Consider the following 19,714-nt stretch of genomic DNA (forward strand, 5'->3'; position numbering starts at 1 on the left):
GCACCCACTATCAGTGAGTGCCACGATCTGTTATTTACATCTGCGGCAGCAACAGCCACGCCCACAGCCGCATCCCGCTAAAATCAGAAATGGTATTAGCCAACACATATTTGGTTCCACCTTTCGATCGGAGTTGTTACATACTATGATTTTCAAATATTGCTTGTCAATATGGGGAACAGGAATGCAGAGGGTGAACATTTTTTGGCATATCCCTTTGCCGGCATGAACGGAAATACCGAAGGTTAAGTTTGAACCCGGAAGATGCCTTTCGGGGGATCGCGCTTGCTGAAATTTTATACTGCAAATTACAGAACAATTTATCGCCGGGAGGGAAAATGGATATGAAAAAACGCACGATTAAAAAAATAATCCGATGACAAAAAGCGACGGATGGTGCCGGGGTGCGGCTTGTCCGTGTGATCGGATACCATGACGTGGAAGATTTTGACCGTTTTTGATGCTGGATTCCTTTGATTCCACAGACCCGTCGGACTATATCGCCGGGTTTCCCATGCATCCGCACAGAGGAATCGAGACGATTACTTATTTGATTTCCGGAAAAATAGAACACGAAGACAGTCTGGGAAATAAAGGGACCATTCATGCGGGAAAGAGCCAGTGGATGACAGCGGGAGGGGGCATTCTGCATCAGGAAATGCCGAAAGAGTCCGGCAGAATGCTCGGATTTCAGCTGTGGCTGAACCTGCCCCGCGCGGAAAAGATGACCGCCCCGGCGTATTTGAGCATTACGCCGGAAATGATGGGCCATGCCACAAAAGAGAAGGCGGATATCCGTGTCCTGTCAGAAAGTTTTGAGGATGCAGTGGGGGTGACTCCGGCCCATATACCGGCAACGATTTATGACATAGCACTTTCAGAGGGCGGAAAAATTGAGCTCCCCACAAAAAAGGATGAAACCGTATTTGTATTCCTGATTGAAGGGAACGCCCTCATTGACGGTCAGCTGATTTTATTAAAATCGGCCGTATTGTTTGAGGAAGGGGACTGCCTCTCCGTGTCGGCAGAGCCTGACTCTGCACTGCGTATGATTTTCTTTTCCGGGAAGCCTTTGCACGAGCCGATTGCCTGGGGCGGGCCGATTGTAATGAATACCCGCGATGAGCTGAATCTCGCCTTCGACGAGTTAGACCGGGGGACCTTTATCAAGCGGTAACGGGAAAACCCGTTTGTTACAGCACCGCTGTGAACGGACGTACTGCGGCCCGGTGCGCATGGAAACAGATAAAAATTTATGATAAGGAAAATCCCCTGACGGACGTCAGGGGATTTATTTTTCGCATCATTCTCAGCAGGTTCCGGATATTGATTGAATGAGGCGAAGAAGATCTTCCAGTGTGCAGATTTCCTCTCCGCTGCCGGTAACTGCGTTTTGTACATTGGTAGGCAGCGATAAAAAGTACTGACTGATATCCTTATTCGATGCCAAAAGATCCTGTAAACCTTGAGCCATTAAAATCACCTCGTAAATAGTTTGCGATAAGCAGGTTGAATTATGCAGGCCATTCCAGCAGAATGTTGAATGATCTATCAGCGCTACCCCAAAAATTTGTGTGCGTTCATCGAATAATTTATAGTACGGTTAATCCTTAGCGCACTGAATAACGGATAATCTTTTCAATATTGCAGAAAATGGATCATAATACAATGACCGCTGCAAACCATGAGAATGAATGGAGGCATTATGGCTGAATTGTCAAAATTATTCCCGTGCCGTATAGGAGATACGATATACTCTTTCGGATGGGATATGCAAAATTGTAAATACGTACTTTTAGAGGAAAAATGTTTGGGTTTTAATATCCGCTCAGATGAAGGATACAGCATACTGCTCAAGGGAGAAAAATTTGAATATCTGAGAAGCGATGAAAAATACAGAAAGAACTGGTTTACCTTTCTTGATGAAGCAAAAACAAAATTAGAATTGCTGAATCAGCGGTATCAGGCGGAAGAGGATAAAAAAGAATAGACGCCCTGACGGAAAAAGGCGAGGAGGTAATTCAATGTTTTCATTGATCGTCGCAGCGGCAGTCGCTGTGCTGGCAATAATAGTCGGATTCATTGCGTATGCAGTCCACAGAGACCATGAAGAATAAAATAAAACATTGATTTATTGATTTTATTCTTGAAAATCATTAATTATTTTGCTACAATATAATTAAGATTGGGCTATTTATAATAGGGGGAATAGGTTTGTGCACGGACCTATGATACAATAATTAGCTCAATTCACATTGGCGACCCTCTCAGCTGCTTTTCAGCGGTTGGGAGGGCTTCCTTTTTTCCATTTGGACTTTCTGCATTTTTTACACCCTGACTGCCCCGACTATATTTTTTGGTTTCAGCAAAGAAAAAAGCCTCACCCCCTGAAAAAATTTTATAGGGTGAAGGCTCTTTTCGTATTGGAGTCTCATTTGTTTAGAAGACTATTTTTTTGCAAAAAATGTAACATACGGAATCAGATTGACTCTATTCGCCATTAATATCCAAACGTTATAAAGGAATCCAATAAACAGAACGGCAGCAGCTGCGTAATAGTAGATATACTTGCGCATATTTTGGCTGCTTTTAATTTGACGGCGTTCCTGAAGCGCCTTTTTCTTTTGGTCCTTGTTCTTATAGATTTTGAGGCTTTCTGTGTCTCTCAATACATCTACTTGCTCGTTGTTTACACCTACGCTGGCAAGCAATTCTGGGATAATCAGGATAGCAGAGGTGAAGAAAATCATTCCAAATCGCTGGAAGAGGAAGTGCTGACAGGTCATGATATAAAGGAGCCCGGAATAAATTGAGAAATTAATTAATACCACATTCTTAGGATCACGCTGCAGAATGAATTTTTTGACGATCAGGAGAGTTACCGTTGTAATTACCGGTATTGCCGCAGTCTGCCAATCGCGCCCCATCATATAATACAGGCCCTCTTTTGTGGCATAGTACTTGTAAACATATTTTGTTATAAGGTTAAATAACGGCCAGGATAAGCCCATAATGAGAGCGGTTAACCCTCCATATACTGTGAGAGATTTCCAATTCACTTTGATACGCGCAATAAAGAAAAGAGGTATCATAATCCACATTACCTTATGGAAGGATGCTGCTAAAACAACAATTCCAATATACGGTAAGAATCTCTTTTCTTTAAGGTACTTAATCGAAAATAGAAAAATTGCAATGGCGATACACTGCCTTATAAAATTTAATGAATTTCCGAAAAAACCGAAGCTCACAAATACAAACATGCTTACCCATGGAATAGGAGAATATTTATATACCAAGACTGCGGTTAATCCTATCACTACAATAGACGCCACAGCCATAAAAATATGCACATCGTTTGTAAATAGAGCTACTACATAGTTTAGAAAGCTATACCCAAGTTCAGGACGATATATATTTGCATTGCTTAGCAAAAATGTGGCTCCTTGTTTATGTATTCCAGCATAAACCTCGGTAAAATAACCGGAATAGTTTGGATAATCAATCCCAACGGTACTTCCACGTAAAGATGCTAAAATAATCATCGCTATAGAAGATAGTACAATGAATAAGGTTATTCTTAATTTGATATGATGATTGTCCTTATGTATTTCACATAGAAATATACCGGATATGATGATCCATAAAAGTAATAGATTATATACTAACACCAGAAAATCTCCCTTATTAATCAATTTATTTGATTATACCATTAGCAGGGAGATTATTCAATAAATGCTATAATTATATAAATTAATCTGTAAAAAAATTAAAGGAAAATTGTTAAATTTACGGAAAATATATGCTATAATAATTCATAGATTCCACAATAATTATTTGAATTTAGATTTGTTATCTCCATTGACTGGAAAAGGGATGAATATTATGAAGACAGCGAAAAAATACAGTAAGATAATAGCACATCTATCTACGTTAATTTCCTTGTTTGTTCTATCCGGTATGTTTGCTTATTTATGGTATAGTTATTATATTGACAATATGTTGTTTGATACGTTTAAGAACAAGGGAAATATCTTGGTTGTAATTATATATGCAGTTCTGTTATACACGTTCTCTCATATTTATGGTGCATATAAAATAGGCTATTTGCGCATTACAGAAATTATCTATTCCCAATTTTTATCTATATTTATTACAAATGTAATTAGTTATTGCCAGGTAATGCTGATATGCCGTCATTTGATGGGACCATTGCCTATGATTATTCTAACCGGTGCTGATTTTATTGTTGCATCGTTATGGGCTTGGTGGATGAACAAACTTTATTTTAAAATACATTCTCCTCGTGATATTCTGATTGTTTATGGAAAAAGCGGAAAGGCCACTTTGGATACCTTTATTCACAAGTTGAATTCCAGACCGGAAAAATTTCATGTGAGTGAAAGTGTCAGTTTGGAGACAGGATTAGAAAATGTACTGAATAGAGTTGACCATTTTAGATCGATTGTTATTTATGATGTGAAAACCGAAACTCGCAATAAGATCTTAAAATTTTGTTTTGAGCAATCCAAACGGGTCTATGTTACTCCTAAAATATCTGATATTATTATGCGTGGGGCGGATACAATTGAGTTATTTGACACTCCTCTTTTGCTATGTAAAAATGATGGAATTTCCTATGAACAAAGATTTATCAAACGGTCGATAGACATTGTTATATCAGGAGTAATGCTTTTACTTCTATCTCCAATTATGTTAATTACTGCAATCGTAATAAAGCTGTATGATGGAGGGCCGGTGTTTTTTCGCCAAGATCGCTGTACAATCAGAGGAAAGGTATTTTCCATCTGCAAATTTCGAAGTATGATTGTTGATGCAGAGAAAGATGGAGTGGCCCGACTTTCCAGCAAAGATGATAGAAGAATTACTCCCATAGGTAAAGTAATCAGAAAAACCAGAATTGACGAATTGCCTCAACTAATTAACATTTTGATGGGAGAAATGTCAATTGTAGGTCCGCGTCCGGAAAGGCCAGAAATTGTTAAGCAGTATAAAAAGGATATGCCGGAATTTGATTATCGGCTTCGTGTAAAAGGCGGGCTAACTGGATATGCTCAGATAGCTGGAAAATATAATACCAATCCATATGATAAGTTAAAACTGGATTTAATTTATATTGAAAACTATTCGCTTTTACTGGATTTAAAATTAGTCTTTAAAACGGTAAAAATTATGTTCATGAAGGAAAGTACGGAAGGAATTGAAAATGGAGCCCAGACCGCCGCTAATTTTAAACATGAAAGAATAGAGCATAAAGCTGGAACAGTTTAACTAGCGTCAGTCATCCATTTTAAATATTATTAAGTAATTAATATTGGAGGAAATAGAGTGGACGATGTTTTTGATCTAAAGGAGTTTATTATCACTATTTTACGAAGATGGAAAATGATAGTTATCTTAGCGCTTGCTTTTTGTGTATTAGGCGGAGGATACAAGGCAGTACCAATTTTATTAAATGGGGCAGACAGCGGGATTTTATCTGATAAGTTAAAAACGAATTATGAACAAGAGGCAGAAGCCTATCAAAACCAAAAGACAAGCCTTGAAAATGCAATAAGTACCATCCAATCAGAGCAGAGTGAAGCGGCTAAATACAATATAAACAGCATTTTTATGAAGATTAATCCTTATAAAGTGAATGTTGCAGCATTAGATATATATGTAAAAACCGATCATAAAATTGTTTCGGATATAACATATCAAATTCCAGATTATGCGGAACAGATTGTAGACGCTTATTCTGTGTTAATCCAAAGCGGTTCTATGTATGAATCTATGATCAAAGATCTAAATTTAAATACAGAACAGAGATATCTAAGGGAGCTAATAAATATAGCAGATAATACGTATAATGGTAATGAGAGGGATAACAGGATAGACGGAGACATAAGAATTTTATCTATTCAGGTTTCTTCTCCGGATGCAAAAATGAGTGCACAAATAAAGGATTACTTGCTTCAGTGTATCATCGATAATAAAGATCAAATGACTGATCGGCTGGGAAAGCATACTCTTGAGGTTATAAATAATTCGGAATATAGCAGTATCAAAATGGATATTTATGCAACCCAGAAAAATTATTTAGCACAAAGTGCGGAACTGACGAAATCTTTAAATGCAAAACAGGATGAACTTAAAAATTTGCAACAGCCGGATGCATCTACGTTACAGACAGAATTAACCGGTCAGTCGGCATTTTTGGAATACGGCAAAAGCATAATCAAATTTATGCTTTTGGGATTTTTTGGCGGTATTTTGCTTGGCGTTTTATTGGCTTTCTTTATAGATGTTTTTAATAACAGCATTCAAAATGATTACGAAATAAGAAAGATGTATAAACTGCAATACTTTGGCAGAATACCAAACGAAAATGGGAGTGGAAAGTAATGGCGCGCTTGATAGATAAATGGATAGAAAAGCTGGAAGGTAATAAGGATTACAATTTATCTGAAGAGGATGCGCTGCGAATTGTTTTTGAAAATATTATAGCGTCCTTAAAACAGACGGTGAATGTTAATAAGCTTCTTTTTGCCGGTAGTATATCGAAAGATGATATTTCCCATGTGGGGCAAAGACTTTCCAGCCTATTTACTGAAAGGAATGAAAATTATCCGCAATTCCTTTTTGCCGGTAACGTTCTTGCCGACCCAGAAACAATTGATATAGCCGCTCAGTGTGATTTGATTATTTTAGTGGAAAGAAAAAATGAGTCCGTTATTACCGAAATTGAAAAGCAAATTATGGCTTATCAGGACATGGGGAAAAAGATATTGGGATATATCATGGTATAATGCAATGAAAAAAGTTCTCTTTGTTTCTCACCTTGCAAATTTCTCAAAATTTAATATCCCGTTTATGAAATGGTTTCAGGAACAGGGGTGGGAGGTGCACTATGCTTCTCTTGATGAAGAGCCAATTCGGGAATGTGATAGGCATTTTAAGGTGTGCTTCAATCGCTCCCCTTATTCGATAGATAATATAAAAGCCTATCATCAACTTAAATATATCATTAACACTGAACACTATGATATCATTCATTGTCATACCCCGATGGGTGGGGTTGTAACCAGGCTATCTGCAAAATGCACCCGAAAAAATGGGACAAAGGTTATTTATACGGCTCATGGGTTTCATTTTTATAAGGGGGCGCCAAAGCTAAATTGGATCTTGTATTACACTATGGAAAAGTATTTAGCTAAGTTTACGGACTGTTTAATTACCATAAATAATGAGGACTATCAAACTGCAATAAGTAGAAAATTTAAAGCAGAATATATAGAAAAAATTAATGGAGTGGGAGTCGATTTAAAACGCTTTCAACCTGTTAGTACAGAAGAGAAAATGGCATTACGTAGCGAATATGGATTTTCTGCTGATGACTACATATTAATTTATGTGGCGGAATTTATAAAAAGGAAAGATCACAAATTTATTATAAATGCATTGCCTAATATAGCTAAGCAGATACCAAACCTTAAGCTCATTTTTGCTGGATGTGGGGAAACTTTGAATGAATGTGTTGATTTTTCAAAAAAAATGAATTTAGAAAACAAAATAAATTTTGTGGGATATCGTAAAGATGTGAATAAATTATATCAACTGGCAGACTGTTTAATAACGTCAAGTAAACAAGAGGGATTACCAATTAATATTATCGAGGGTATGGCGAGTGGTCTACCGATTATTTGTGCTAATATTCGGGGTCAAAGCGATATTGTAAAAAATCAAAGAAATGGATTTTTATATTCTCTTAATAACGCAGAGGAGTTTGTCAATCGTGTGTTGAAAATACATAATGATGTTCAACTATCTGCACAAATAAAAAGCAACAATTTGGAAGATGTAAAAAAGTGTTCGCTGGACAAAGCGGTTGCCGCGATGGCTAAGATATATTGTCGTTTTATGTAGAAGGGTGATCGAATGTCAAAAGTATCAGTTATCATGGGTATTTATAATTGTGAAACATCGCTTTCAAAAAGTATTGATTCTATTTTTAATCAGACATATACAGATTGGGAATTTATTATTTGTGACGATGGATCTACAGATAATTCATATTTCATAGCAAAAGAATACGAACAAAGATTTCCTGACAAATTTAGAGTTATTAAAAATTACAACAACCTCGGACTGGCTGCCTCTCTTAATAATTGTATCAAAGTCGCGCAAGGGAAATACATTGCCAGAATGGATGGTGATGATATTTCTATGCCTACAAGGCTTGAAAAGCAGGTTGAATTCTTAACAGAACATCCTGATTATGATATGGTCGGTTGCTCTATTTATATTTTTGATGATAATAAGCTATGGGGTGAACGAACTTTAAAAGAATATCCAACGAAAGAAGACTTTTTATGGACATCTCCTTTTTGTCATGCAAGTATACTATATAATTCAGATTCATTAAGAAAAGCGGGCTTATACCATTGTGAAAAAATAACTCTTCGTTGCGAAGATTATGATCTATTTATGAGAATGTATGCTTTAGGTATGAAAGGCTATAATATGCAACAACCACTCTATAAAGTCTATGAAGGACAAGATGCCTATCAAAGAAGAAAATACCGTTACAGAATAGATGAAATGAAGGTCAGATATCGTGGATTTAAAAATTTAGGACTAATGCCCAAAGGCTTTTTATATGTCATGAAGCCTCTGATTGTCGGCTTGCTTCCATCATCTTTTTTAATAAAGGTGCGACGAACAAAAAAGCTGGAGGAACAATAACTTGCTAATTTATTTTATAAATCTTTTATCTATTTCTTTCATTGGATATGGTGCATATATTAATAAAAAAGGAAACTTAAGTAAAGAAAAATTAGCAGTTTTTACATGGCTACAGTTATGTTTTCTTTCAGCTATTAGATATAATGTCGGAACTGACTTTATAACTTATAATGCACTATTTCAGGATATTCGAAAAGCTCACTCGTTTCCAAAAGCACTTGGGATAAGTCCAATGGAGTGGGGATACACAGCTTTAAATCGTATCATTGGCTATTTTACGGACAATTTTGTTTGGGTTTCTGCTATTTGTTCTGTGCTGATTATAACATTGATTATATGGACTTGCTACAAATATTCGGAGCATTTTAGTTTGAGCATATATTTTTATTTAACTCTTGGATTTTTGTATTTTTCATATAATGGAATACGGCAGGCATTTGCACTATCCATTGTATTTGCAGCTTTACCATTTTTATATCGGAGAGAATATTTAAAATATTTTTTAGTAGTATTATTTGCTGCTTTGTTCCATATCTCTATTTTGATTTTTATTCCTGTTTCTTTTATAATTCATATAAAGTTGAATGCAAAAAATTTTATTATATCAAGTATAATTATCGGGATATTGTATATTCTTTTGGATAAGTTAGCTCTTATTGCTATTAGATTTATGCCAAAATACTCTATATATCTGAATACAGAATTTCTACAGCCGAATAGAAATTATAAGAGCATTCTATTATATTTATTAATTTTTCTAAGTTTATATATTTTAAAAAATAAATTGCTTTTCATTAATCCAATAAATAATATTTTAATAAATTTCGCTTTTGTTGCTTTGGCCATGTCCATCATGCAAACAAAAGTAGATATTTTTTCACGTTTTGTGCCTTCTTTTGCCATTTATTCTATTTTGTCTATTCCTCAAATAATTGATTGTTTTGAAGGTAACAAACAAAAGAGATTTGCCTTGGTTACTGTTCTAACCATCGGCTTTCTTTTTCATTTTTATCAGCTGTATGTCGGGAATGGTGGAGTAGTACCCTATCAAACGGTATTTGGATTTTAAGGAAACATTGGAGGCTATTTAATGATAAGAGTTTTACAAGTAATAGGTTGTTTAAATCGAGCAGGAGCTGAAACTATGATCGTGAATGTTCTTCGAAATATTGATACACAAAAAATTCAATTCGATTTTTTGGTGTATGGAGATGCGATAGGTGATTATGAGAAAGAAGTTATTACATATGGCGCGAAGGTTATTCATATTCAAACTCCATCCTCCAATTATTATCAGTTTTATAAAAATTTACAGAAGGTTATGCGGACTAATGGACCCTATAAAATAGTTCATGCGCATATCTTGTTTAATAATGGATTTATATTAAGAGCTGCGTATAAAACTGGAATACCAAATAGAATTTCTCATTCTCATAGTACACAAAACAGAATAAATGAAATGATACTTACCCGGTTTTATGCCTATATAATGAGAAAGCAGATATTAAAATATGCTACAGACTTTTTTGCATGTAGTTATAGGGCGGGGGAGTTTTTATATAGTAAGCAAATTTTTGATGCCAAGGGAATTGTAATAAATAACTCAATTAATACAAACGATTTTTCTTTTGATATTAATATAAGAAATAAAGTAAGGAAAAAGATGGAGATAACAGATAAATTTATAATCGGACATGTAGGGAGATTCCAGCCCTCGAAGAACCATATATTTTTACTGGATATTTTTAAAGCTGTCCACGATAGAAATAAGGATTCTGTTTTACTGCTTGTGGGGGACGGCGAGTTACGCCCGCAAATTGAGAAAAAAATTGCTGATTTAGATTTAATTGATAGCGTTATTTTAACTGGTGTCCGCGCGGATACGGCAGAGCTTTATCAGGCAATGGACGTGTTTGTTTTTCCGTCTCTTTTTGAAGGACTGGGCATTGTGGCTATCGAAGCACAGGCAGCTGGTCTCCCTTGTATTGTTGCCAATACAATACCACGCGAAGCTTTTATCACGGACTTAATTAAATCTGTTCCATTAGAAGAACCCCCTGAAGTTTGGTCGACAGAAATTCTGAAATACAAAGAAGGCTTTGAGCGAAAAGATACCTCAGAACAAGTTAGGCAAGCGGGATATGATACAAAAGAACAAGCAAAGTGGCTTGAGGAGTTTTATTTGAGCAGGGGAGTGGAAAATTAGTATGGTGGTATATTTGTCATAGTTTAAATAATCATTGAAAATATTAAATTATATTTCGCGGAGAGATTTGATGAAAAATATATTGATAATCAGCGAACATTTTGCACCTGAAAATGTTATAGCGGCTATTCGCCCAACAAAAATAGCAAAATACTTTAAAAAACTTGGTGAGTATCATATTACGGTTTTAACAACCAAAAAAAAATTAGAAATATCTGATAGTATTCTTGAAAATGACTTGCGGTATGTTGATAATTTAATCGCAGTTGATGGTTACAGTAAAACAAGCGTAATTATTCCCAAAATAATGAAAATTAGAAGACGAATAGAGGCTAAATGCAACAAAACGGATGAGTATGCGCCAGCGAATGCAAATCATGTCAATTTAAGTATTCATAAATCATGGAGTATAAGCAATAACTGGGTAAAAAAAGAGATCTCACGAATCGCAGTATTTTTCCCAGATTATGCAGACAGCCACATTTTTTTTAGAAATGCAAAAAAATATTTCAAAAAAAATAAGAATCAAAATTTTGACATTATATTTTCTACATATGGACCATTGGCATCTCACCAAATTGGTAAAAATATAAAAAAGCTGAATAAAAATGCTTTTTGGATTGCAGATTTTAGAGATGCTGTTTTAAGTGATTTTGTCCCGATAGGCTTCAAGCATTATTGCAAAAATTATTCAAACCGGATATGCAAAAACGCAGATGTCATTACTGCTGTTTCTCAAGGCGTGATAGATGGGCTTTATATAAAGAATAATATAAAAAAAATGGTAATTAGCAACGGTTTTGACAGAGACGATATCCGATATTTCACAAAATTTGACTCGCATAGAAAATTTATTCTTTCATATACGGGATCTTTATATTCTGGGAAGCGAGATTTAAGTGTTCTTTTTAAAGCACTACACGAGCTTATAAATGAAAATTTGATTGAAGAAGAAAAAGTATCAATCTGCTATGCAGGGGGCGAAGAAGATATATTTTTCTCTCAAGTTCGTCCTTTCTTCTTGGAGAATATATCCTTATCTTATGGGAAGTTAGAAAGAAAAGCTGCTTTGCATTTGCAAAGCGATAGTGATATTTTACTTTTGGCCTCGTGGAATACGGAGAAAAGTAATGGAATTGTTACAGGCAAATTTTTAGAGTATATGATGATGGATAAACCAGTTATTTCTGTGATAACTGGAGAAATTCCGAACAGTAAAATTAAAGAACTTACATCCGCCTGTAATTTGGGGGTTTGTTTTGAACAGGCGAACAGCGACAAAGACTATGAAATTTTAAAACAATATTTGTTGAACAAATATAATGAATTTATCGAACATGGTGTTGTAAATTATGAACCAAACAGGGAAGAAATTGAAAAGTATAGTTATGAAAAAATTGTAGAAAATTTTAAATTATTATTTCCAAGATAATAATGGTTAAATATGAGGATATTATAGAATGAAAAAGAACAATCTTGCAAAAGATTCGTTTATATTGATATTTGTTCAGTGTGTAACAATGTGTGGCAGTTTGGTCCAAGCAATGATACTATCCCGTACTCTTACCAAATTTGAATATGGCACTTATTCTCAGGGAGTATTGCTTGTTTCTGTGGCAACAGCATTTGTTGGACTTGGATTAAATAATTCGATAAATTATTTTTATAATAAGACGGAAGATATTGAAAAAAAGAAAATTTATACAAACACCATTTTTTTTCTTACATTCATATTTGGATTAATAGGTGCGTTAATAATCATTTTATCAAATAAACTAATTGCAGATTATTTTGCAAACTCACAATTAGCGCATCTGATTATTTATATATCTTTTCGTCCGTTATTTATCAATATCATCAGTTTGTATCAGACACTATATGTTTCAAACCAAATGACAAAAGTAATTGCTATCAGGAATTTAATGGTTTCCATTTGCCAAGTTGCTATAACAACTCTGGTCTCCTTATTCGTGCATAATATTGCTTTAATTTTTATTTTATTATGTATATTGGACTTGACACAAATTTTTATATTTAGCACTTTTTATAGGAAAAAGGTTTTTGAAATTAAACTTTTTAAATTTGATTTTAATATATTTAGACCGATTCTTACATATGCTGTCCCATTGGCAGCCGCTTTGATGGTTGGTACTCTACTTATAAACATGGATAATTTGTTTATTGGAAAGCTAATGAGTACTGAAGATCTAGCCTTATATACCAATATGTCAAAGGAACTCCCATTTTCTTTTATTGGCGGGTGCTTGACAACAGTAATCACTCCTGTAATTATAAAGCTGTTTAATGCAGGCGAAAAGCAGACATTTTTTCGGATATGGTCAAATTATATTCAACTTGGCTATTTAACTACATGGACTTTTTGCTGTGGCGCCATTGTATGTGCACCAGAACTTTTAACATTTCTATACTCAGAAAAATACATAGATGGCATAAATATCTTTATTATATACATAATAGTGGGAATGTTTCGATTTACTTATTTCGGAATGATTTTAACGGCAAAAGGCAGGACAAAAATAATATTATTTTACTCTTTAATAACAATGTTGCTAAATTTATTTTTAAATATTATTCTATTTCATTTTATGGGAATGATTGGATCTGCCATTGGTACTTTAATAAGTATGGCTACGATGAATATTTTACAGTTGATTCATGGTTCAGTAATTGCAGGAGTATCATTTTTCAAAATAATTAATATACGTGGAATGATTATTTTTTTAATGAAATTGGTTATTACGGGGATAATATGTAAGTTTATTAAAAATGGTTTATATTCCGTGTTGGTTAACTCAACATGTATATTAGTCATAACATATGTGACATTTGTATTAATTCTGTTAGGATTGAATTTTAAAAAATTAAATATTATAGTAAAACAATTGAATATAGAAATATAAATCAATTTTCCATATATTTCATCATATGCATCAGAGACAGTGTATAATTTCAATTTGCACGACAATATCAGATGTAAAAATTGCATTTTTCAGTTTCCCAGAGCTTGATTAAATTTTGCATGTATTTTTAAGCGCCTTATACCCCCTCGCTGACCTGTTGGCTGGCGAGGGACTGCTTTTTATTTTTTTACCCCGGGGTATAGATAGCGCAGACTTTTCCGGATTCGGACATGCAGCGGTCGTCGTACCGTCCGAAATCCGCGCATTCCGGCGCGTATTCGTATCCGATTTATGCTTATTTATGTATTGTGACCGATCATGACGGCTAAAAAGGAGTTGAACACGATCCGTTGATCGATTATAATAAAATCGAAGATTAGATTTCTGCTTTCATCGGGGCAGTCCATACGGCGGGCGATAGCCGCTCGATTAGACAGTGGAAAAGCGGGGAGAGGTTCCTCAGCGCATACAGGACCGGTACGAATGATCACGACGGGAGGAAACAGCTTGGGAGGATTGGGATTTTCTTATATCGGATTGATTTTTTTATGCTGCCTGTTTATTCCCAATATTTTCTACGGGTTAAACCTGCCGGTGGACTTCAGGGAAATAAAAGAAAACAGAATACTGCTGGTTTTCGAGAGGGCAGGGCAGGTCCTGACCACCACGCTGGTATTGATTTTTGATGACCTCAATATACGGAAAATCGATTTCTGGACGATATGGTTAGGTGTCGCCGGCTTTCTTATGCTTTTCTATCTGATGTGCTGGGGAAGGTATTTTACCGGTAAGCATATATCCGTGGATTTTTACAGGCCTTTTTTAGGAATCCCGTTGCCGCTGGCTGTTTTGCCGGTGGCCGCGGTGTTCTTTTTATCCGTTTATGCGCGGGCGGTCTGGCTGGGCGCTGCCGCTATTGTTCTGGGCATCGGTCATATCGGCATTACGGCACAGAACTGGAATGCCATCAAAAAACAAAATCACCAGAATACGAACTCTTTTCGTTAAATGCCGACTGCTGGCTGTCGGTGATGAGAAACTGATCCGGATACATTTTCACCCGCCGTACAGATCAAAGTGGATTTTTAACGGATCATGCCCGTTAATTCAAACGGTCACGGACAGGGGCTATTTATTAGGGGCAACAAAAAGCGCCGTACGGCGCTTTTTGTTGTCTCTGTTTATTTTAACTGGCTTAGGCATCCTAATCTTGCCTGCACAGAATACAGCAAGGTAAATAAGCTTAGTGGGAAAGCAGGCTCTCCTCCGGGATACCTGTCACGTTTTGTCGCTTAATGCATATTAATATTGTATTAAGATTTGGCTGTACAAATTGTAGATTGGTTCACAAAGGTTTATAATGATTCTCTATCAATGGGGAATACATATTTTATTAACAATTCCCTGTTCTCACTATTCTTCACGTTCTTTTCCGGCAAATGAAACTTTTATTCTTACAGAAAGAAGGATTGGCAAACAATTGAGTACCATGGAGAATACATCGAGTGATAAAGAAATCATTTATAAACTCCCCGTAGATAAAGCTTATGAAGCACTGGAAACAACTCCTCAGGGGTTGACACAGGCGCAGGCGCAGGAGAGACAGAAGGAACAGGGGAAAAACCTGATCAGTTCCAAAAAGAAAAAATCCGCCGTTCTTACTTTTTTGGGCAACTTCACCCATCTGATGGCAATTTTGCTGTGGGTGGCGGGTGCGGTGGCCTTTTTTGCGGGTATGCCCCAGCTGGGCGTGGCCGTCTGGCTGGTCAATGTCATCAACGGCGTATTCAGCTTCTGGCAGGAAAGCCGTGCCGATAAGGCTACGGAGGCCCTGAAGAATATGCTGCCCTCGTATGTGCGGGTGATCCGGGATGGTGAAGAACAGAAAATTCTGGCCGAGGATCTGGTTACCGGCGATATTATGCTCCTGGAAGAAGGGGATAAAATATCCGCGGACGCCCGTCTGGTCGAATGCAACGACCTGCAGGTGGACCAGTCCACGCTGACGGGAGAATCAAACCCGGTCCGCAAACTCAAGGACGCCGTATTGAAGGACGACCTGACGCGGGCTGAAACGCCGAACCTCATCTTTGCGGGCACGAATGTTTCGGAGGGCAACGGAAAAGCCGTTGTGATGGGGATCGGCATGGGAACCGAGTTCGGTAAAATTGCAGACCTGACTCAGAACATGGAAAAAGAAGAAAGCCCTCTTCAAAAAGAGCTGAACCGCCTGACAAAGCAGATTTCCATCATTGCAATCATGTTTGGCATCCTGTTTTTCCTGGCGTCATACTTCTTTGTAAACGAGCCCTTTGCCGCATCGTTTGTCTTTGCGCTGGGGATGATCGTCGCCTTTATTCCGGAAGGGCTGCTTCCCACCGTTACCCTGTCGCTTGCCATGGCTGTACAGCGCATGTCCAAGAGGAACGCTTTGGTGAAGAAGCTTTCGTCGGTGGAAACGCTGGGCAGCACTTCCGTTATCTGTACGGATAAAACCGGTACGCTTACGCAAAATGAAATGACGGTCAGCCATTTATGGCTGGCGGAAAAAGAGTTTGACGTCACCGGCGTCGGCTATGAACCCAAAGGAGATATCCTTGAGGGTGGAAAAAAGGTCACTGCCAGCGAAAATCAGGACCTGAACCTGCTGGTGACGGGCGCGGCCTTATGCAGCAATGCCCGTTTGCTGCCGCCGAACGAAGAATCGGCCCGCTACACGGTGCTGGGCGATCCGACGGAAGCCTGCCTGGGCGTGGTAGCGCAGAAGGCAGGAATTGACGTCCATAAACAGCTGGAACTGACCCCGCGTTTGAGGGAGCTGCCCTTTGAATCGCGGCGTAAAAGAATGACGACGATCCATCAGCTGCAGAAACCGATAGAGGGAACCGAACGCATTGCCTATGTGAAGGGCGCGCCGAAGGAAGTCATGAAGCTGAGCGAATTTATCCGTGTGAACGGCCAGGTTCAGCCGATGACGGAAGAGATGCGCCAGAAGATCATGGAGGCAAACGACGGATACGCCTATGAGGGTCTGCGCGTTCTGGCGGTCGCGTATCGTCTTCTGCATAAAGAGGACAACATCCCGAAAGCGATGAGCGCCTACACGCCCGAAACGATTGAGCAGAATCTGGTTTTTGTAGGGCTGGTGGTCATGGCTGATCCCCCGCGTCCGGAGGTTGCCGCCGCCGTCGAAGAATGTCACCGCGCCGGCATCCGCATCATTATGATTACCGGAGACTACGGCCTGACGGCCGAGAGCATTGCGAAACGCATCGGCATTGTGAAAAGCCCGAATCCGCGTGTCGTGTCGGGCCTGGAGCTGGAAGAGCTTTCGGACGACCAGTTAAGGGAATATCTGAAGGATGAAATCATCTTTGCCCGTGTGGCTCCGGAGCAAAAGCTCCGCGTTGTGTCCAATCTGCAGGCAATGGGCGAAGTCGTCGCCGTAACGGGCGACGGCGTGAACGATTCTCCGGCGCTCAAGAAGGCCGATATCGGCGTAGCCATGGGCATTGCCGGTACGGATGTGGCCAAGGAAGCGGCGGATATGATTCTGACGGACGATAATTTTGCTTCGATTGTCCATGCTATTGAAGAAGGCCGCGCGGTTTACAGCAATATCCGGAAGTTCCTGCTTTATATTTTGAACTCCAACATGCCGGAGGCGGTTCCTTCCGCCATGTTCCTGTTTTCCCGCGGAGCCATTCCGCTGCCCCTGACGGTCATGCAGATCCTTACTATCGATTTGGGTACCGATATGCTGCCCGCACTGGGCCTGGGAACGGAAAAGCCGGAGGAAGGCATCATGGACCAGCCCCCGCGCAATCAAAAAGAATCTTTATTAACAAAAAAACTGGTCGTCAAGGCATTTTTGTGGTATGGTTTATTAGGGTCTATCGCTTCAGCGTTTTCTTACTTTTTTGTCAATCTGCAAAACGGGTGGCCCGCTGTACCGCTTGCAGGCGGAGTGGATCCGGTTTATATCAAGGCGACCACCATGGCGCTTACCGGTATTGTCTTTTCCCAGATCGGGGCCGCGTTTAACTGCCGTACGGAAAAACAGTCTGTTTTCCATGTCGGCCTGTTCAGCAACAAACAGGTGAATTTCGGGATTGTCTTTGAAATTGTTCTGATTATTGTTCTGATTTATCTGCCTCCGCTGCAGTCCGTTTTCCACACGGCGCCGCTTGATTTGCAGGATTTTCTGATTCTATGTGCTTGGCCTCCGTTGATTTTGGTAATTGAAGAAGTAAGAAAAGCGTTTTTGAGAAAGAAAATTGCCAAGCGTTATGAAAAAAGAACAGAGAGGTGAACGGCATGAAAGTGATCGTAGTAGGTTTAGGAAGAATGGGGACGGGACTGGCCCTCAATCTGATGAGAAAAGGACACCAGGTAACGGTGATTGATTCCAATCCGGAAGCTTTTCAGAATCTTGGAAAAGATTTCAGCGGACACAAAGTGACTGGAATCGGGTTTGACCGGGACGTACTGAAAAAAGCCAGGATAGATCAGGTAGATGCTGTAGTATCCTGTACGGCGAGCGATGAAGCCAACGTTGTGATCGCGCGGATCGCCAAAAATATTTACCGTGTGCCCCGTGTGGTTGCGCGCCTTTATGATTCGACCAAGGCCGATCTTTACCGCCGGATCGGAATCCAGACCATTTCCACAACGGTGTGGGGCATTGAAAGGGCGACAGAACTTTTGACGTATCACCAGTTGGACAGTGTGTTTGAAATGGGAAACGGAAATGTGAATGTGGTGCGCATTGAGGTTCCGCCCCTGCTGGTCGGCCATACGGTCAAGGAGATAACGGCGATCGGAGAAATCCATGTAACCGGTGTCAGCCGGTACAACAAGACATTTATTCCAACGGGCGGTACCACTTTGGAAGCGGAAGACATTCTTTATATTACGGTGGTTGCCTCCGCTGCTCACAAATTGAAATCGATGCTGGGCTTGGCATAAAAAGGGGGAATTGAAATGAAAGTCATCATTATAGGCGGAGGACAGGTCGGTTCCTATCTTGCCACCCTGCTGCTTTCCAACGGCCACGAAATACGGGTCATTGAGCACCGCGAAAGTGTTTTTCATAAGCTGGAAAAAGAACTGCCTCAGGAAACCCTGGTGTTCGGCAACGGCTCGGACCCGGAAGTGCTGGAAAGCGTGGGCATCGCTTCTGCAAACGTAGTTGCCGCCGTTACCGGTGCGGATGAAATCAATCTGGTTGTTTCCACCCTTGCCAAAATGGAATTCGGTGTGCCGAGAGTGGTAGCCAGAGTCAACAATCCTAAAAACGCATGGCTGTTCAACAGCGGCATGGGTGTGGATATCGGTGTGAACCAGGCGGAGCTGATGGCGCACTTCGTAGTGGAAGAAATGAACATGAAGGATATGTTCACTCTCCTGAAGCTCAACCGCGGAGATTATTCGATTGTCCAGATGAAGGTTCAGCCGAATTCCAAGGCCGCCAATCAGCTTCTGAAAGATTTGTCCATCCCGAAGAAAACAGTGCTGATTGCGATTACGCGTGACAATTCCACACTGATCCCCAAGGGAGATACCCAAATCCTGGAAGATGACGATATACTGGCGCTGACCGACGGCGGAAGCCGCGCAGAACTGAAGGAAATCTTCGGCTGAGAAAGCAAAAGAAAAGGACCTGTACACGCAGGTCCTTTTCTTTTGCCGTAAAGACGGGTCAAAGACCGATCAGGCGAGTGCCGGGTCGGTCCGGAGAACTGTGGCAGCTGATGAAGGTTGATTTTTACCATTTTCTTCTTTATAATACAAGTAGAAGCAGGAAAGGGAAAAGTCTGCCTTTGGGCAAAAAGGAATT

15 protein-coding genes and 1 pseudogene are annotated in these 19,714 nt (G+C 39.0%); 15 read left to right on the forward strand and 1 reads right to left on the reverse strand.

Features of this window, described 5'->3' with window-relative positions:
• Positions 1 to 404 precede the first annotated feature (404 nt).
• Together VXK30_RS06580 and VXK30_RS06585 are read left to right on the forward strand one after the other, a co-directional pair.
• A pseudogene (locus tag VXK30_RS06580) lies at positions 405 to 1,177 on the forward strand (pirin family protein).
• Positions 1,178 to 1,705: 528 nt separating this feature from the next.
• The gene (locus VXK30_RS06585) at positions 1,706 to 1,990 is read left to right on the forward strand and encodes a hypothetical protein (protein ID WP_275713925.1); all 285 of its coding nucleotides are present in this window, start codon (positions 1,706 to 1,708) and stop codon (positions 1,988 to 1,990) included.
• Positions 1,991 to 2,447: 457 nt separating this feature from the next.
• Here the strand turns inward: VXK30_RS06585 and VXK30_RS06590 are convergent, their stop codons facing one another.
• A complete protein-coding gene (locus VXK30_RS06590; RefSeq protein ID WP_275713926.1) occupies positions 2,448 to 3,671 on the reverse strand; it encodes an EpsG family protein in 1,224 nt (407 codons plus the stop codon).
• 214 nt (positions 3,672 to 3,885) lie between these two features.
• On the opposite strand from VXK30_RS06590, the gene VXK30_RS06595 reads away from it, so the two are divergent.
• The 13 genes from VXK30_RS06595 (at position 3,886) to VXK30_RS06655 (ending at position 19,518) form a co-directional block, all read left to right on the forward strand.
• Positions 3,886 to 5,292, forward strand: coding sequence for a sugar transferase (locus tag VXK30_RS06595; RefSeq protein ID WP_275713927.1), 1,407 nt, complete (start codon positions 3,886 to 3,888; stop codon positions 5,290 to 5,292).
• A gap of 57 nt (positions 5,293 to 5,349) precedes the next feature.
• Positions 5,350 to 6,408 (forward strand): hypothetical protein, encoded by a 1,059-nt coding sequence (locus VXK30_RS06600; protein ID WP_275713928.1) that lies wholly within the window; start codon positions 5,350 to 5,352, stop codon positions 6,406 to 6,408.
• Positions 6,408 to 6,812: a hypothetical protein gene (locus tag VXK30_RS06605; protein WP_275713929.1), complete on the forward strand. Its 405-nt coding sequence runs from the start codon at positions 6,408 to 6,410 to the stop codon at positions 6,810 to 6,812. The genes VXK30_RS06600 and VXK30_RS06605 overlap by 1 nt, the downstream gene beginning before the upstream one ends.
• A 4-nt stretch (positions 6,813 to 6,816) precedes the next feature.
• Complete coding sequence (locus VXK30_RS06610) at positions 6,817 to 7,929, forward strand: glycosyltransferase family 4 protein (protein WP_275713930.1); 1,113 nt, start codon at positions 6,817 to 6,819, stop codon at positions 7,927 to 7,929.
• A gap of 12 nt (positions 7,930 to 7,941) precedes the next feature.
• A complete protein-coding gene (locus tag VXK30_RS06615; RefSeq protein WP_275713931.1) occupies positions 7,942 to 8,748 on the forward strand; it encodes a glycosyltransferase family 2 protein in 807 nt (268 codons plus the stop codon).
• A gap of 1 nt (position 8,749) precedes the next feature.
• Positions 8,750 to 9,817: an EpsG family protein gene (locus VXK30_RS06620; protein ID WP_275713932.1), complete on the forward strand. Its 1,068-nt coding sequence runs from the start codon at positions 8,750 to 8,752 to the stop codon at positions 9,815 to 9,817.
• Between the two features lie 21 nt (positions 9,818 to 9,838).
• A complete protein-coding gene (locus tag VXK30_RS06625; protein WP_275713933.1) occupies positions 9,839 to 10,954 on the forward strand; it encodes a glycosyltransferase family 1 protein in 1,116 nt (371 codons plus the stop codon).
• Between the two features lie 70 nt (positions 10,955 to 11,024).
• A complete protein-coding gene (locus tag VXK30_RS06630) occupies positions 11,025 to 12,386 on the forward strand; it encodes a hypothetical protein (RefSeq protein ID WP_275713934.1) in 1,362 nt (453 codons plus the stop codon).
• 28 nt (positions 12,387 to 12,414) lie between these two features.
• Complete coding sequence (locus tag VXK30_RS06635; protein WP_275713935.1) at positions 12,415 to 13,875, forward strand: oligosaccharide flippase family protein; 1,461 nt, start codon at positions 12,415 to 12,417, stop codon at positions 13,873 to 13,875.
• Between the two features lie 507 nt (positions 13,876 to 14,382).
• A complete protein-coding gene (locus VXK30_RS06640) occupies positions 14,383 to 14,883 on the forward strand; it encodes a hypothetical protein (protein WP_275713936.1) in 501 nt (166 codons plus the stop codon).
• A gap of 481 nt (positions 14,884 to 15,364) precedes the next feature.
• On the forward strand, positions 15,365 to 18,187 hold the full coding sequence (locus VXK30_RS06645) for a cation-translocating P-type ATPase (RefSeq protein WP_275714315.1): 2,823 nt from the start codon (positions 15,365 to 15,367) through the stop codon (positions 18,185 to 18,187).
• A 5-nt stretch (positions 18,188 to 18,192) separates the two neighbouring features.
• Positions 18,193 to 18,843 (forward strand): potassium channel family protein, encoded by a 651-nt coding sequence (locus tag VXK30_RS06650; RefSeq protein WP_275713937.1) that lies wholly within the window; start codon positions 18,193 to 18,195, stop codon positions 18,841 to 18,843.
• Positions 18,844 to 18,858: 15 nt separating this feature from the next.
• Entirely contained in the window at positions 18,859 to 19,518 is a 660-nt protein-coding gene (locus VXK30_RS06655; protein WP_275713938.1) for a potassium channel family protein, read from the forward strand.
• Positions 19,519 to 19,714 lie beyond the last annotated feature (196 nt).

The organism is Caproiciproducens sp. CPB-2, from assembly GCF_036287215.1.
In the GTDB taxonomy this organism is placed as follows: Bacteria; Bacillota; Clostridia; order Oscillospirales; family Acutalibacteraceae; genus Caproiciproducens.

What these genes read in the sequence shown, in the direction of transcription:
- VXK30_RS06585 (WP_275713925.1), top strand. Translation starts at nt 1,706, where the DNA reads ATGGCTGAATTGTCAAAATTATTCCCGTGCCGTATAGGAGATACGATA.
- VXK30_RS06595 (WP_275713927.1), top strand. Translation starts at nt 3,886, where the DNA reads ATGAAGACAGCGAAAAAATACAGTAAGATAATAGCACATCTATCTACG.
- VXK30_RS06605 (WP_275713929.1), top strand. Translation starts at nt 6,408, where the DNA reads ATGGCGCGCTTGATAGATAAATGGATAGAAAAGCTGGAAGGTAATAAG.
- VXK30_RS06610 (WP_275713930.1), top strand. Translation starts at nt 6,817, where the DNA reads ATGAAAAAAGTTCTCTTTGTTTCTCACCTTGCAAATTTCTCAAAATTT.
- VXK30_RS06615 (WP_275713931.1), top strand. Translation starts at nt 7,942, where the DNA reads ATGTCAAAAGTATCAGTTATCATGGGTATTTATAATTGTGAAACATCG.
- VXK30_RS06625 (WP_275713933.1), top strand. Translation starts at nt 9,839, where the DNA reads ATGATAAGAGTTTTACAAGTAATAGGTTGTTTAAATCGAGCAGGAGCT.
- VXK30_RS06630 (WP_275713934.1), top strand. Translation starts at nt 11,025, where the DNA reads ATGAAAAATATATTGATAATCAGCGAACATTTTGCACCTGAAAATGTT.
- VXK30_RS06635 (WP_275713935.1), top strand. Translation starts at nt 12,415, where the DNA reads ATGAAAAAGAACAATCTTGCAAAAGATTCGTTTATATTGATATTTGTT.
- VXK30_RS06645 (WP_275714315.1), top strand. Translation starts at nt 15,365, where the DNA reads ATGGAGAATACATCGAGTGATAAAGAAATCATTTATAAACTCCCCGTA.
- VXK30_RS06650 (WP_275713937.1), top strand. Translation starts at nt 18,193, where the DNA reads ATGAAAGTGATCGTAGTAGGTTTAGGAAGAATGGGGACGGGACTGGCC.
- VXK30_RS06655 (WP_275713938.1), top strand. Translation starts at nt 18,859, where the DNA reads ATGAAAGTCATCATTATAGGCGGAGGACAGGTCGGTTCCTATCTTGCC.